A 15418-nucleotide genomic window follows, 5' to 3' on the forward strand; every position below is an offset into this window, starting at 1 on the left:
GCAAGGAAAAGAAGCGGTCATTTTTTGTTTTTTGCTTCTTCGGCCAAACGGGCTCCTTCGTTTTTGATGACTCTTTCCACTTCCGACATTTGCTTGACGGGATCGGGCATGCGCCGGATTTTTCTCAAGTCGGGTTCCAGAAACTGCACTTTTCCCCCTTGCCCGGTATGGACATAACGCGCAACGCTGACGAGCAGTTCTTCATCTCCGTTTTTAATGACATAACGAATCACGTAAAACGGGTGTTGTTGTTCTTCCACCCCGCGTATTTCCACTGGATAAGCCATCGAATTCCCCCTGATTTTGAGGTTTCCTTTATTGTACCAATGATGAAAAAAATGTACAGTGAAATAAGTCACCGTCCGAAAGGTCCCTTGGGCAATGAGAACGGGAAGCGTATTGCGGGTCCGGGTTATTTGTGTGATAGTAAAGATAGAAGATTGTCTCCTTGTTATATAACAATCTCGCCAAAAGAATACACGGAAAGAAGGGTTCATCCATGTTTGCGCAGATGTTAAAAACCGTCTTGCAAATCGGCGGGATTTATCTTTTTTATGAGACGGGCGTGTGGATCCAGCAAAAGTTCCATGTCCCGATTCCGGGCAGTATGATCGGATTGTTTCTTTTGTTCATCTGTTTGTCCACCGGCATGGTCCGGATCTATTGGCTGCAATCAGGGGCGGATGCATTGCTTTCCTGGTTGCCGCTTTTGTTTCTGCCCTCTGTCATCGGGGTGATCGAATATGCCGGTTTTTTGAAACAACACGGGTTGCAAGCCATGGCCGTGGTTTTCATCAGTACGGTGCTGGTCATGTGTTTATCCGGATGGCTGGCACAATGGCTTGCCATGCGAAAGGAGGGTGTGGATGAACGAATGGATCAGCGGGGGAATATCCGTCGGTGTCACACTCGCGGTGTTCATCGCGATGAAACGTCTGTATAAACGCTTCCCGTCGCCGTTTTTGCTGCCGCTTTTGACTTCGGCAGCGGTTCTGATCAGCTTTTTGCTTTTATTCCATATTCCTTATGATGCCTATATGACCGGCGGACGGTGGCTGGACGGGTTTCTGGGGCCGGCGGTGGTGGCGATGGCGGTTCCGCTGTATCGCCACCGACAGATTGTGAAACGTTATCTTGCTCCGATACTGATCAGTGTGATTTCCGGTTGTTTCACCGCAGTGTTGAGCGGATACTTTTTGGCGGAGGCATTCGGGGTGAACCGCCGCCTTCTTTACACGTTGTTGCCAAAATCCGTGACCACGCCGGTGGCCATGGACCTGGCCGAACTTTTGGGAGGCATCCCCTCTCTGGCCGCCTTGTTTGTGATTGTGGCCGGACTGGTCGGGGCGGTGTCGGGCCCGTATTTGATGAAATGGTGCAAGATCACCCATTACCTGGGCAAAGGCATCGGATTGGGCAGTGCTTCCCATGCGATTGGAACATCCAAAGCGCTGGAGATCGGGGATAAGGAAGGAACCGCCAGTTTGGTGGCCATGACCCTGTGTGCCATTTTGACTTCTGTCTTGATTCCCCTCCTGCTTTGGTTTTTGCATTAAAAACAGGAACCCACGCAGGTTCCTGTTTTTCCGTTTTCAACCGGATGTGAGGCGGATGGAATTTTCCTTGTGCGAAAGACGAATCGCCCGGGTTAACGCAAGGGTCAGCAATATGGTTGCGATCAAGAGGACGGAGACCATGAGAATCACCCCGTACCAACCAAAGTGGGTCAAAAAGAACCCTCCGATCCATCCCAAAAGGCTGGAGCCGGTGTAATAAAACAACAGGTACAAAGAAGAAGCGTACACTTTGATCGGGGGTTCTGCGATCACCCCGACCCATCCGCTGGCCAGGCTGTGTCCGGCGAAAAAACCGGCTGCAAACAAGATCAAGCCGGCCATCAACAAAAAGAGATTTCCGGTGCAGGTTAACAAGGCGCCGGCCAATGCCATGACCACCCCGCTGATCAAGAGGGAGGAGCGCGAGTGGTTTTCCGTCAGTTTCCCAAAGAAATACGAACTCCACGACCCGGAAAGTTGAAAAATAAATAAAAAGCCAATCGCCGTTTGGCTCAATTGGAACGGAGGATTGGACAAAGGAAAAGCGATGTAGTTAAACAATGTGATGTAGGCGCCGAGCAGCAAAAAGGCCATAGCGTAAATGCACAACAGATTTTTGTTTTTCATTCCGCCGATCATGCCCGAAATCCAGTTGGGAAAAGAAAGTTGTTCTTTTTTGAAATGTTTGGATTCGGGAAGCAATACGAAAAACAGCGCGCTGCACAAAAAACTGAAAATCCCCAGCGCAAGGGCGCCTGCGTGCCAGGAATAAAAGTCGGCAAAAACACTGACCCATATTCTCCCGAAGAAACCGCCAATGGCATTGCCGCTCACATAAATCCCCATGATGCGCCCGATGTGTTTCGGCGAGATTTCTTCATTCAGATAAGTGATGGCAACGGATGGAAACCCGCTCATCGCCAGTCCCTGGAAAACCCGCAAAAAAACCAGGGCTTTGAAATCAGAAGTGAATGACGTGGCGATTCCCGCCAAGGATGCCAACAACAAAGACACTCCCATGATTTTTTTCCGGCCCCAGGCATTGGAAAAAACCGTGAGAATCAACATTCCGACGGCCAGCGAAAAGGTGGCCAGAGAAATTGACAAACTGGCAAGAGACGGGGAGATGCCCATTTGGGATGCAAACGTATTGATCAATGTTTGCGGATAATACAGCTGGGCAAAAGTCACCATGCTCCCCAACAGCATGCAAACAAATATCCGGTAATATTCACTGCTGCCGGATTCAACATGTTTCATGAAGCACCTCTCCTCAATGTGTAGCTGTTGCTTTGTTTTTTAGTGTACTTCCGGCAGGGTGATGTGTCTATTGCATTATATTTATTTAAATGATAATTTTTTGCTATCAACAAAGAGAAAGAGGTTGTTGCAGAATGGAATGGCAGCAGCTGGAATACTTTTGTCAAGTAGCCAAAACCGAGCACTTCCGGAAAGCGGCAAACCGGCTGGGCATTTCCCAACCGGCTCTCAGCCGTTCCATGGCCAAACTGGAAGAAGAGTTGGGGGTACCGCTGTTTGACCGGGTCGGCCGTTCTGTCAAGTTGAATGCCTTCGGCCGGGTTTTTTTGAAACGGGTGGAAAATGCGCTCAATGAAATCTCCGTCGGGGTTCAGGAGATGGAACAATTGAAAAACCCGGATACCGGGAAGGTTTCGGTGGCCTTTCTCCGCACATTGGGCGTCACGGTTTTGCCGGAGTTGATCCACAGCTTTAACCGGAAATATCCCCGGGTGGAAATTCAACTGATCCAAAGCACCATTTTAAGAAGTGTGGAGCTGTTGAAGGCCAGGGAGGTTGATTTGTGCCTGATCAGTTCGTACGCGTTTCCGCCTTGCATTCAGTGGCACCCGCTGATGGAACAGGAATTGTTTTTGTATGTTCCGGCGAACCACCGGCTGGCTGCAAGAGATTTCGTGGATTTGAAGGAGATTGGCGGCGAAAGCTTCGTCGGTTTTCGGGAAGGATTGGAGATGAGGGAACGGATCAACCATTTTTGCCGGAAAGCCGGGTTCACCCCGGTCATGAAATTTGAAGGCGAAGATGTATCAACATTGGCGGGGCTGGTTTCAGCCGGATTGGGCGTGACGTTGATCCCGGAATATCGGGGCATCAGCGAGTCCAAGATTAAAAAGATTTCTGTCCGGAATCCAAGATGTTACCGGAAGATCGGATTGACTTGGTTGAAAGGCAATCCGTTATCCCCTTCCGCTGAGCGGTTTCGTTCCCATGTGATTGAATGGTTCGCAACCTGAGGCGCGGCCGGATTTTAAACAGCCGGTTCTCATTTTTACGTACGGAAGCCTGGCTGTTTACCCATCGCCGTGCTTTGTCTTGTTGCATACCCTGTCAGCAGGTTTTCTGAACAGGAAGGGATGAAGCCGTTTGAAAACGAAGAATTCAATATCGATTTCAAGTGGAGGGATTTGGTGAAAAGAAATTTCGGAATTGTGAGTCTTTTGCTTGCTGTCTTGCTGGTTGCCTGTCAGCCTGATTCCGCCCCCGTTACCCGGCCGGAAAAGCCGGAAAGTTTGATGAGCCCCATCACCGGCACTCCCGTTGAGAAAGAGGAACCCAAACCCGTGATCATGGCCATGATCAATAACCATCCCGCGGCCCGTCCGCAATCCGGGCTGCAATTGGCGGATGTGGTGGTGGAGATTTTGGCGGAAGGAGAGATCACCCGGTTCGCAGCTTTTTATTACAACCGGTTGAACGGTGTGATCGGTCCGGTCCGGAGTGTCCGGGATTATTATCTGGAGCTGGCGGACGGAGCCGGTGCGGTGGTGGCGCATGCCGGCGGTTCCCCGTCCGCGTTGAACCGGATCCGTGAGGAGAAAAAGCCGGCGATCGACGGGGTCCATCAAGACGAAAAACATTTTTTCCGCGTCGATTTTCGCAAACCGCCGCATAACCTGTATGCCCGGTTGGAAGAATTGAGCCGGGTTGCAAAGCAACGGGATTATCCCGATTACAGCGGAAAACCGGCTTACCAGTTTTCCGGTGAAGCGGTCACCCGCGGGGGAAAGGCCGCCGGGAAGGTCCGCCTCATTTACCATAAATTGTACGAAGCCGGGTATCAATATGATCCGGCCAAGCAACAATATGTCCGCTACACCGAAGGCGAGATGCAAACCGACCGGGAAACCGGGGAACCGATTACCATGCAAAATGTGCTCGTGATTTTTGCCAAACACAAGGTGTTGGATTATGTGGGGCACCGGTCGGTGGATATCACGGGACAGGGAAAAGGTTATTTGCTGCAGCAGGGGAAGGCGGTCCCGATTGAATGGAAATACCGGGACGGATGGATCGTTCCTTACCGGGACGGAAAAGAATGCACGTTGCTGCCCGGGAAAACATGGGTCAATGTTTTGCCGGAGACCGGAGAGGTTCTTCTCCAATAACCTCTCATTTTCTGCTATACTTATCAGAGGCAGAACTTTAAAGGGCGAAAGGACTTCCTTCTACCTCAGGGAGGAATGATGAATGCAACTCAATAAACTGAACAAAAAAGAAGTGGATCAACTTTTTCAGGCGATCTTGCAACTCGAAACCATTGATGAGTGTTACCGCTTTTTTGAAGATTTATGTACTGTCGGGGAGATCAAGTCACTGGCGCAACGGTTGGAAGTGGCCCGGATGCTCGAAGATGGTTGCACTTATAACCAGATTGAAACCGAAACGGGCGCCAGCACGGCAACGATATCCCGTGTCAAACGCTGTCTCCACTATGGTACCGACGGTTATTTGCTCGCCTTGGAACGTTTAAAAGAAGCGAAGGAAGAAAAATCCCCTGAAAAACGATAATACGGATGATTTTTCGCTGAAAGGCTGTGTTTTCCTGTACGGATCACAGCCTTTGTTTTCTTTTCATTTTCTTTGCAGTGTATAATAGGGATTGTAGGTTTCGGGCGGGGGGAAAAGTATGATAAAAAAAGCGAAGAAATGGAGACATGTCTTTAAATTGGACCCCAACCGGCGGCTTTCTGATCTGGCACTGGAAAAGATTTGCCAATCCGGAACCGATGCGATTATTGTTGGGGGAACGGATGGAATCACGTTTCAAAACACATGGCAATTGCTTGAACGGATACAGAAATATCAAGTGCCTTGTGTGCAGGAAATTTCGACGATGAAGGCGATTGTACCCGGATTTGACGGTTATCTCATTCCATCGGTGTTAAACACCGATCAAGCCAAGTGGATTCATGGGGCGCACTTGGAGGCCATCCGGCGTTACGGGAGCAGCATTCCCTGGGAGCAGGTTCTTTTGCTCGGATATGTCATTTTAAATCCCGAGGCCAAGGTGAGCCGCTTGACACAGGCCAAAGCCGACCTGACCGAAGAAGAAGCGGCCGGCTATGCCGATTTGGTGGAAAATCTGTTCCGGTGGCCGGTGCTTTATGTCGAATACAGCGGGACCTTTGGCGAAGAGAAAAAGGTGCGGGCCATCCGCCGGAAATTAAAGCGAACCCGGTTGTTTTACGGGGGAGGCATCACCAATGAAGAGCAGGCGAAAACCATGGCCCGGTGGGCCGATACCGTTGTCGTGGGCAATGTGGTTTACACCAATGTGGAAAAAGCGGTTCAAACCGTGACATGGGTCAAAGAAACAAAGTTGCAGGAGAAAGGGTGAGCTGATGCTTAACCAGTTGTCGACGGAGACGTTGCTTGAGGGCTTGAACCCGATGCAACAAAAGGCAGTGGAAACCACCGAAGGCCCCGTTCTGATCGTGGCCGGGGCCGGAAGCGGGAAAACCCGGGTCTTGACACACCGCGTGGCTTATCTTCTCAGTGAAAAACAGGTTCACCCCTGGAATATTTTGGCGATCACCTTTACCAACAAAGCGGCACGCGAAATGAAAGAACGCATCGTCTCTTTGGTGGGACCCCGGGCGGAAGAGATCTGGATCTCCACCTTCCATGCGATGTGCGTGCGCATTTTGCGGCGGGATATTGACCAGCTGGGAATGTCACGCAACTTCACGATTTTGGACACCTCGGACCAATTGAGCGTGATTAAACAAGTTTTAAAGGAAGAAAATCTGGATCCCAAGAAGTTTGAGCCGCGTTCCCTTTTGAATCAAATCAGCCATGCGAAGAATCAATTGGCCGGGCCGGCAGAAATGAAACAGGGGGCGCGCAACTTTTTCGAACAGGTGGCGGCGGATGTTTACGAAAAATACCAGGAGAAATTGCGGGCCAATCAATCCCTGGATTTTGACGATTTGTTGATGGAAACCGTCCGGCTTTTTCAGTCGCGACCCGAGGTGAAAGAGTATTACCAGCGCAAATTCAAGTACATTCATGTGGATGAGTATCAGGATACCAACCATGCCCAATATGTGCTGGTTCAAATGCTGGCCGAACATCACCGAAATATTTGCGTGGTCGGCGATTCGGACCAATCGATTTACCGCTTCCGGGGAGCGGATATCCGAAACATTCTCCATTTTGAACAGGATTATCCGGATGCGGTGCAAATCAAGCTGGAGCAAAATTACCGTTCCACCAAAAACATCCTCCAAGCCGCCAATCATCTCATTGCCCACAATACCGAACGGAAACCCAAAGAATTGTGGACGGCCAATGAGGAAGGAAGCAAGATTCAATTGTTTGAAGCCAGTACCGAGCAGGAAGAAGCCTTCTATATTGCCGAAACCATTTCAAACGGCATCAAAGAAGGAAAACGGTATTCCGATTACGCCGTGTTGTACCGGACCAATGCGCAATCACGGGTGATCGAGGAAGTGATGATGAAATCCAACATTCCTTACACCGTGGTTGGCGGCATCAAGTTCTACGAACGAAAAGAGATTAAAGATTTGTTGGCGTATTTGCGGCTGATTGTCAATCCCCACGATGATCTGAGCCTTTCCCGCATCATCAATGTGCCCCGTCGCGGTGTCGGAGCGGCTTCGCTGGAGAAAATCCAAAATTACGCGGCACAAAACGGCATCTCCATGTTTGAAGCGCTGTTGGAGATGGAGCACATCGGACTGTCCAAACGGACCCTGAAGCCGTTGGAAACCTTTGTCGGATTTGTGCGCGAGCTTCATGCCATGATCGAATATCTGTCTGCCGTGGAAATGACGGAAGAAGTGTTGCAACGAAGCGGCTACAGGGAAGAATTGAAAAAAGAGAAGACCATCGAAGCGGCGAGCCGGCTGGAAAACATTGATGAATTTTTATCGGTCGCCCAAGAGTTCGAGAAAAGAAATGAAGACAAAACATTGATCAGCTTTTTGACGGATTTGGCTTTGATTTCGGATGTGGACCAGTTGGATGAAGAGGAGGAAAAAAACGCGGAATCCGTGGCGTTGATGACATTGCACAGCGCCAAAGGGCTCGAGTTTCCGCATGTCTTTTTGGTCGGCCTGGAAGAAGGGATTTTCCCGCACATGCGTTCACTGGATGACGAGTCGGAAATGGAAGAAGAAAGGCGGCTGGCCTATGTGGGGTTGACCCGTGCGGAGAAAGTGCTTCACCTGACACGGGCCCGGACGCGGACGATTTTTGGACAAACCAGTTCCAATCTGCCTTCCCGGTTTTTGAGGGAAATTCCGGCAGAGTTGTTTGAAGAAGCCGGACAGAAAAAGGAAACGCCAACGCCAAGCCGGGGCATCAGGAAAGTTTCGCGGCCGGTTCCCAATCCGGAACGCAACTGGCAGGTCGGAGACAAAGCCGTCCACAAAAAATGGGGGGTCGGCACGGTCGTCAAAGTGCAGGGGGAAGGCGAAGACATGGAGTTGAACATTGCATTTCCCGCTCCGGTCGGGGTGAAAAAATTATTGGCCAAATATGCTCCCATCACGAAAGAATGATGAACAGGAGGATGAAGTTGGATTGAAGCTGGAAGAGGCAAAGAAACGCGTGCTGGAATTGCATGATGAAATCAATGAACATAACCACCGGTATTATGTTTTGGATGATCCGGCCATTTCCGATGCCGAGTATGACCGGTTGATGCGCGAGCTCATGGCATTGGAAGAGAAATTTCCCGAACTGAAAACCCCGGATTCCCCCACCCAGCGGGTTGGCGGAGAACCGCTTCCTTTTTTTGAAAAAGTCGAGCACACCACCCCGATGCTCAGTCTGGGGAATGCTTTTGACGAGCAGGATTTGCGCGATTTTGACGAACGTGTGAGAAAAGCGGCCGGCCGCGAAAACGTCCGTTATGTTTGCGAGTTGAAAATCGACGGGTTGGCGGTTTCCGTCCAATATGAAGACGGCCGTTTTGTACTGGGATCCACCCGGGGAGACGGCATCACCGGGGAAGATATCACTCAAAACTTAAAAACGATCCGGTCCCTGCCTTTGCGCATCAACGAACCGCTTTCCATCGAAGTGCGCGGGGAAGCGTACATGCCGCGGCGGGCTTTTGAACGCTTGAACCGGGAACGGGCCGAAAACGGGGAACCTTTGTTTGCCAACCCGCGCAATGCGGCGGCCGGTTCGCTTCGCCAGCTGGATCCCAAATTGGCGGCCCGGCGGACGCTGGATTTGTTTGTTTATGAGATCGGACAGTTGGAAGGCCATACCGTCCAAACACACACCGAAGGGCTTCAATTTTTGGAGGCGTTGGGATTTAAGGTGAATCCGGCCCGGCAGACGGTGGAATCCGTGGAGGAAATGCTGGCTTTCATTGATAAATGGGGAAAGAACCGCCCGGATCTTCCTTACGAGATTGACGGCATTGTGATCAAAGTCGATGACCTGGCGTTAAGAAAACAGATGGGGACCACCGCCAAAAGCCCCCGTTGGGCCATTGCCTATAAATTCCCGGCGGAAGAAGCCGTCACCCGTCTTTTGGACATCACCCTGAATGTCGGACGGACCGGCGTGGTGACCCCGACGGCCGTTTTGGAACCGGTCAGCCTGGCCGGAACCACCGTCCAACGGGCTTCTTTGCATAACGAAGATTTGATCCGGGAAAAAGATATCCGGATCCATGATTATGTGGTGGTGAAAAAAGCAGGAGACATTATTCCGGAAGTGGTGGGCGTTCTCACCGAAAAACGCACCGGTGAAGAAAAGGCGTTTTCCATGCCGGAACGCTGTCCGGAGTGTGACAGCGGGTTGGTCCGCCTTGAAGGCGAAGTGGCGCTTCGCTGCATCAATCCCAAATGCCCGGCGCAGACGCGGGAAGGCATCATTCATTTCGTTTCGCGGGGTGCGATGAATATCGAAGGGCTGGGTGAAAAAGTGGTGACCCAGCTGTTTAATCACGGCTTGGTGCGAAGCGTGGCGGATCTTTATTACCTGAAAAAAGAAGATTTGTTACAGCTGGAGAGAATGGGGGAAAAATCGGTCCAAAACTTGTTGGACGCGATTGAAGAAAGCAAAAAGAATTCGCTGGAACGGTTGTTGTTCGGACTGGGGATCCGCTTTGTCGGAGCCAAAGGGGCCAAAATTCTGGCGCAACACTTCAAGCACATGGATGCCCTGATGGAGGCGGGTGTGGAAGATTTGCTCGCCTTGGATGAGATCGGACCGAAAATGGCCGACAGTGTGGTCACCTACATGGAAAAACCCGAAGTCCGGGAAACGATCAGCCGTTTGAAAGAAGCCGGCGTGAATATGGAGTACAAAGGGCCGGGGGCGGATGGAGAAAAAGCCGTTTCCGCATCACCGCTGGCCGGAAAGACGGTCGTCATCACGGGAACATTGCAGAGGATGTCCCGCAAAGAGGCCACGGAACTGCTCGAATCGTTGGGGGCCAATGTCACGGGAAGCGTCAGCAAGAAGACCGATTTGTTGGTCGCCGGCGAAAAAGCGGGCTCCAAACTGGACAAAGCGAAAAAATTGGATGTGACGATTTGGGATGAAGAAACGTTGTTGAGCCATTTGCCGGAAGAAGTGCGGGTATAAAAAAGGCCGGGGTCTTTGAGACCCCGGCTTTTTTGCTTTTTTGGTTTAAACCGGCGGCGAAAAAGAAGGGTTTTTCACAATGCAAAAGAAAATGGAATAGCAAAGGAAAAAATTGTGAAAGGCCGGAGAAGGTATGAGTTGGAAGTGGTTTTCGGCAGGTTGTGCGTTGTTGACGGCTTGTCTGCTCGGAGTGGCCGCATATCAGGAAAAAGAGGCATGGGACCGGACATGGAGCCGGGGATCGGAAAAACTGGTGTTCAGCAAACAGGCCAATCCGGGTTTGGAAGTTCAAGGCGGAGAAAAAATCCGGTTGGAGGATTATGCCCAAAAACTGAATGCCAAACTGGATCAGCCTCAATGGGAACCGGTGCAGGCCGAATCCGTTTTTACGGTTTCCGGAAGCATCGGGAAGACAGAAAACCTGGCAGTTCCGTACCTGTGGGTGCACATCGAGTATCAGGGAAAGCCCAAACCGGGATTGCCCAAAACACACGATGAATACATTCCCGTGGAAAACGGGCGGTTCAGGAAAAATCTCCGGCTGTTTCAGGGGAAAGGGGATTATCGCGTTTATCTCCGGCTTCCGGACCGGGAAGAAAAAGAATACTTTTATTTGATGGCGGCTTTTACCGTCCGCAATGCTTCCGACACATTGGCACGGGATGTGGCATACAGCATGCAAGCCCGGGAAGCGGGACTGAAGCTCTCTTCCCCGCTGTCAGGGTATGTCCGGTCGGATGAGGACGTCCGGATCCGCGGAGAGGTCAAAAAATCCGTGAAAAAACTGCTGGTGCAATTGAAAAAAGGAAATCATTCCTGGGAACGGGTCATCCGGGTGACCGACGGGAAGTTTGAGGAGCGAATCCCTTTGCTGTTCGGGCAGGGGGTGCATCAGCTGAAGGTGTTGGTTCCCGACCGGGAAAAATGGGGGTTGTTTCGGGAAGGAGCCACGCTGTATGTTGATCACACGAAAAACATCGAGCGTGAACCGGTTGCCTATACCGAACTTTATGCCCAAAGGGGCATCCAATTGGAAACGCCGGTGGCCAGCGGCGATACGGCCGGTTTGTCCTACCGCATTGCCGGACGGATTGATGCGACGGCACCTTATGCAAAAGAGACCACCCATCTGATTGTCAAAACCAAAAAAGAGGGAGAAGAGGCAACCTATTTTCTGCCGGTGAATGATTTCCGCTTTGATGACCGGATATGGCTCCGGTTTGGCCCCGGAAAATATGAGGTGAACCTGTATGTTCCGGAAATCACAACGGAGAAACGGGATTATTTCCGTTTTTTTAAAGTGGCCCGGTTTGAGGTGAACAGTTCGGCAAAGCAGGATCTCCGGTATTTGCTTCCGTCCAGGGGCATCGAATCCGACAGTGCGGAGATTCAAAACCGGTCCAGGCAACTGGTGAACGGAGCTTCCACACCGAGGGAAAAGGCAAAGGCCATCTATGATTATGTTGCCAAAAACATGATGTACGACATGGAAAAGTATCGGAAAAATGAATTCCAATGGTCGGACAGCGCGATCAAGTCGTTGCGCACAAAAAAAGGCATTTGCCAGGATTATGTGTTTTTGACGATTGCGCTTTTAAGAGCTGCCGGTTTGCCGGCCCGTTTTGTGGAAGGAAAAGCGGGGGGCCAACGCCATGCCTGGGTGGAAGTCCGGGTAAACGGGCGCTGGCTGGTGATGGATCCGACATGGGGTTCCGGGTACATAACGAAAGAGGGAACGTTTCAAAAAAGATACGATTCGCGTTATTTTGATCCTCCTTCTTCCTTGTTGGACAAAACGCACCGCCGCACGGGCATTGTTTATTGACAAAAAAAGGGAACGGACGCGCATGCCGTTCCCCGTCGTTTATTTAATCCGTTCCCGACGCATCCGGCAACAACCAGTCTTCCAGCTGTTTCCGGAGGGATTCCCATGTTTTATCTCCCCGGAGGGAAAAACGGTTTTCCCTGGGGAATGGGACCTTCAACTCTTGATACACCTGCATCGGGCGTTTCGTCAAAACATAGATACGATCAGAAAGGAGCAACGCCTCTTCAATGCTGTGTGTGATGAAAAGGACGGTGCGCCGTTCTTTTTTCAACAAAGCATCAAGCCATTTTTGCATGTGGGTTCGCGTCAGGGCATCCAATGCGCCGAAAGGTTCGTCCAAAAGCAGCCAGTCCTTTCCGCTGGCCAAGGTGCGCAAAAATGCCACCCGTTGTTGCATTCCCCCGCTCAGTTCATGGGGATACAGCGATTCCGCCCCGCTCAAGCCCGCGTTTTCCAAATACCGGCGGATTTGCTCCGGTTTCATTTTTTGATGGTTCAATTCACCGGGAAGAGCGATGTTTTCCGACACGGTCCGCCACGGGAAGAGGGACGGCTGTTGCGGCATGTAAGCGAAGTTGCCGCGTTTGCCGACGATGGACTGCCCGTTCCAAGTGATTTTACCTTCCGCCGGTTTTTCCAAGCCTCCGATCAGATGGAACAAGGTGCTTTTTCCGCTCCCGGACGGCCCGATCAAGGAAACGAATTCCTGTTCTTCGACCCGTAAGGAAAGGCCGGCGATGACCGGTCCGTTGCCATAAGAAAACGTGATGTTTTTCACTTCCAAAGTCATCGGGAAGCCCTCCTTTGATTCCCTTTGCACACCGTTACCGCCCGCTCAAAGAGCGTGATCAAAGCGAAAAAGAAAAGGCTTAATCCGGCGACCAACAAAATGGTCACAAAGACACGGTCGGTGCGGAAAGTGGACGAAGCCAGCTGCATCATCACCCCGATCCCGTTTTCCGCTCCCAGCCATTCGGCGATGACCGCTCCCATCACGCTGTAGGTGGCCGATAATTTCAAACCGGAAAAAAAGGCCGGCAAAGCCGACGGGCATTCACATTTGAAAAAAATTTGCATCCGGGAAGCGCCGGCCATTTTCAAATAGGTCAGAAGGGTGCGATCCGTTTCAGCCAATCCGCCCAACAGCGAGACGGTGACAGGGAAGAAACAGATCAAGGCAACCACCAGAATTTTTGGAAAGACGCCAAACCCGAACCACATCACAAGCAATGGCGCCAACGCAATCATCGGGATATTTTGCGACAAGATGATCAGCGGATAAACCATCCGGCGCAGGGTTGAAAATAAATGAAGCACGCCGGCGGTCAAAATGCCGATGACTGTCCCTGCGAAAAGGCCGCTGATGGCAATGCTCGCAGTTGCCCAAACGGGAGCGGGCAATTGCCGGGCCGATGTGAGAAATTCTTTGCCGATTGCCGAAGGGGACGGAAGCACCCAAGGTTCAATGTGAAACAGGGAAACCGACATTTCCCATAAGAACAACAGAAAAAGAACGAAACAGACAGGCATGCACCGTTTAACGATGTTCATCATATTTTTTCGTCAACTCGCTTATCGAAATACCGTCCGGCTGGTACAAAATTTTCACTTGGGCCAGGACGCTGCCGCAACCCATTTTCACCATTTCTTCATGGACTTTCTCAACGATTTTCAGTAGTTCGGGTAATTCCCCTTCCATGGTGGTTTCCAGAGGGCCGACGCGGTAACGGATTCCGGATTGATCGATCAGTTCAATCGCCCGGTCCACATAAGGAATCACATTTTCCCCGCGGGGGGTTCGCGGCAGGATTTGAAGGCTGACCAGTGCTTGGGCCAATTCAGTTTCCTCCTTCCGGCAAAAATTCATTGGTAAAGGCTTCTTTTGGTACGAATTTACCTTCCAAAAGGTGATGATCGCTCAGCCATTTGGCATAGCCTGCCCAGACTTCTTCTTTTTGCCATCCCCAAACTTTGGCATCATCCTTATAACGGGGGCTGATCCACGCCTGGCTTTTTTTCACCAGTTCGGGATTTAATTCCGGCACTTCCCGGATCAGAATGTCAGCCGCTTGATCAGGATGGTCCATGGCAAACTGGTAACCTTTGCTGACGGCTTTCATAAAGGATTGAACGGTTTCTTTGTTTTGGCTGATTTGTTTTTCGCTGGTGATGAGAACCGGGGTGTAGTAGTCCAGAGCATGGTCATAATCTTTCAGGTAGACCATGTTCAGCTTTTCGCCGCGCAATTCGGCTTCAATGCCGGTCCATCCGTAATAAATCCACATAAAGTCGATGTTTTGTTTGGACGCTTGGAAAAAGTCGACGTTTCCGGTGTTGATGATTTTGACTTTGTTTGCATCGGCCTGATCTTTTTCCATCAAAGAAGTCAGCATCTGTTTTTCAACCGGCGAACCGAAGCCGCCGTAGACTTTGCCTTCAAAATCTTTCGGTCGTTGAATCTGTTTGTCACGGAGAGAGGCAAAGCCGGAAGTGTTATGTTGCAACACGGCCGCGATGGAAACGATCGGAATCCCTTGGGTCCGGGCATGGGTGACGTTTTCTTGAAAACTGACGCCAAAATCGGCCTGCCCGGAAGCGACCATTTGCTCTGCGCCGCTGTTGCCGGGTTGGATGATTTGAACATCAAGCCCTTGTTCTTTGAAATAGCCCTTTACTTTTGCCACGTACAGTCCGGTGTGATTGGTGTTCGGGGTCCAGTCGAGCACGATTTTGACCGTTTGTTTGGAAGGGGCCCCGGTTCCGGAACATGCCGAAAGTAACAAGGCGAACAAGGTGAAAAGTGCCGTGAGCACCAGACGTTGTTTCATGTTTTTTTACTCCTTCCTGGTTGCATGCAAAGGGGAAGACACAAAAAAGCACCCCTGATGAAGGGATGCTTGTTCTTGTCTGAAACCATGCGCAATCCCTACGCCGGCATAATCCGGATCAGGTTGTGAGGGTCAGTGTATCGGTACACTTTCTCAGCCGGCCAATCTCCGGCTCCCCTTTGCAGGTATTTTTTGTGGTTTTGGCATCATTATAACGAATGGATGAAATCATTGTCTATTATATATGATTACAATTATTTACAAAAGGGATTCTTTCTCGTGGGTTTTACCCGTGCTATACTAGAAACGTTTGG

15 protein-coding genes and 1 riboswitch are annotated in these 15418 nt (G+C 50.8%); of the genes, 9 read left to right on the forward strand and 6 right to left on the reverse strand.

Translation table 11 applies throughout. From position 1 onward, the window contains the following. Positions 1-17: 17 nt before the first annotated feature. On the reverse strand, positions 18-287 hold the full coding sequence (locus H1R82_RS12720; RefSeq protein WP_181731536.1) for a hypothetical protein: 270 nt from the start codon (positions 285-287) through the stop codon (positions 18-20). 212 nt (positions 288-499) lie between these two features. On the opposite strand from H1R82_RS12720, the gene H1R82_RS12725 reads away from it, so the two are divergent. Both H1R82_RS12725 and H1R82_RS12730 read left to right on the forward strand, forming a co-directional pair. Next, positions 500-943: a CidA/LrgA family holin-like protein gene (locus tag H1R82_RS12725; RefSeq protein ID WP_181731537.1), complete on the forward strand. Its 444-nt coding sequence runs from the start codon at positions 500-502 to the stop codon at positions 941-943. Next, positions 867-1556 (forward strand): LrgB family protein, encoded by a 690-nt coding sequence (locus H1R82_RS12730; RefSeq protein WP_181731538.1) that lies wholly within the window; start codon positions 867-869, stop codon positions 1554-1556. The genes H1R82_RS12725 and H1R82_RS12730 overlap by 77 nt, the downstream gene beginning before the upstream one ends. A gap of 36 nt (positions 1557-1592) precedes the next feature. On the opposite strand, the gene H1R82_RS12735 is transcribed toward H1R82_RS12730, so the two are convergent. Next, the gene (locus H1R82_RS12735) at positions 1593-2816 is read right to left on the reverse strand and encodes an MFS transporter (protein WP_232333927.1); all 1224 of its coding nucleotides are present in this window, start codon (positions 2814-2816) and stop codon (positions 1593-1595) included. Positions 2817-2950: 134 nt separating this feature from the next. On the opposite strand from H1R82_RS12735, the gene H1R82_RS12740 reads away from it, so the two are divergent. The 7 genes from H1R82_RS12740 to H1R82_RS12770 all read left to right on the forward strand — a co-directional run bounded on the left by H1R82_RS12740 (position 2951) and on the right by H1R82_RS12770 (position 12273). Next, on the forward strand, positions 2951-3829 hold the full coding sequence (locus H1R82_RS12740; RefSeq protein ID WP_181731539.1) for a LysR family transcriptional regulator: 879 nt from the start codon (positions 2951-2953) through the stop codon (positions 3827-3829). A 174-nt stretch (positions 3830-4003) separates the two neighbouring features. Further along, positions 4004-4981: a DUF3048 domain-containing protein gene (locus H1R82_RS12745; protein ID WP_181731540.1), complete on the forward strand. Its 978-nt coding sequence runs from the start codon at positions 4004-4006 to the stop codon at positions 4979-4981. Positions 4982-5063: 82 nt separating this feature from the next. Next, complete coding sequence (locus H1R82_RS12750) at positions 5064-5384, forward strand: YerC/YecD family TrpR-related protein (protein ID WP_181731541.1); 321 nt, start codon at positions 5064-5066, stop codon at positions 5382-5384. Positions 5385-5502: 118 nt separating this feature from the next. Continuing rightward, the gene (gene pcrB / locus H1R82_RS12755) at positions 5503-6213 is read left to right on the forward strand and encodes a heptaprenylglyceryl phosphate synthase (protein WP_181731542.1); all 711 of its coding nucleotides are present in this window, start codon (positions 5503-5505) and stop codon (positions 6211-6213) included. A gap of 4 nt (positions 6214-6217) precedes the next feature. After that, positions 6218-8401, forward strand: a complete 2184-nt coding sequence (gene pcrA / locus H1R82_RS12760) for a DNA helicase PcrA (protein WP_181731543.1) — start codon at positions 6218-6220, stop codon at positions 8399-8401. Between the two features lie 22 nt (positions 8402-8423). After that, entirely contained in the window at positions 8424-10448 is a 2025-nt protein-coding gene (gene ligA / locus H1R82_RS12765) for an NAD-dependent DNA ligase LigA (protein WP_181731544.1), read from the forward strand. 133 nt (positions 10449-10581) lie between these two features. Further along, a complete protein-coding gene (locus H1R82_RS12770) occupies positions 10582-12273 on the forward strand; it encodes a transglutaminase domain-containing protein (protein ID WP_181731545.1) in 1692 nt (563 codons plus the stop codon). 43 nt (positions 12274-12316) lie between these two features. On the opposite strand, the gene H1R82_RS12775 is transcribed toward H1R82_RS12770, so the two are convergent. The 4 genes from H1R82_RS12775 to H1R82_RS12790 are packed head-to-tail and all read right to left on the reverse strand — an operon-like array spanning position 12317 to position 15104. Further along, positions 12317-13066 carry an ABC transporter ATP-binding protein gene (locus tag H1R82_RS12775; RefSeq protein WP_181731546.1) on the reverse strand — a complete coding sequence of 250 codons (750 nt, stop codon included), beginning with the start codon at positions 13064-13066 and terminating at the stop codon, positions 12317-12319. After that, positions 13063-13827, reverse strand: a complete 765-nt coding sequence (locus H1R82_RS12780) for an ABC transporter permease (RefSeq protein WP_232333928.1) — start codon at positions 13825-13827, stop codon at positions 13063-13065. Before H1R82_RS12780 ends, H1R82_RS12775 begins: the two co-directional genes overlap by 4 nt. Beyond that, positions 13814-14113 carry a thiamine-binding protein gene (locus tag H1R82_RS12785; RefSeq protein WP_181731548.1) on the reverse strand — a complete coding sequence of 100 codons (300 nt, stop codon included), beginning with the start codon at positions 14111-14113 and terminating at the stop codon, positions 13814-13816. The genes H1R82_RS12780 and H1R82_RS12785 overlap by 14 nt, the downstream gene beginning before the upstream one ends. 1 nt (position 14114) lies before the next feature. After that, a complete protein-coding gene (locus H1R82_RS12790) occupies positions 14115-15104 on the reverse strand; it encodes an ABC transporter substrate-binding protein (protein WP_181731549.1) in 990 nt (329 codons plus the stop codon). Positions 15105-15182: 78 nt separating this feature from the next. Continuing rightward, a riboswitch (TPP riboswitch) is annotated at positions 15183-15293 on the reverse strand. Positions 15294-15418: the final 125 nt, after the last annotated feature.

Origin of the sequence: Thermoactinomyces intermedius (genome assembly GCF_013912365.1) — a bacterium.
Classification (GTDB): Bacteria; Bacillota; Bacilli; order Thermoactinomycetales; family Thermoactinomycetaceae; genus Thermoactinomyces; species Thermoactinomyces intermedius.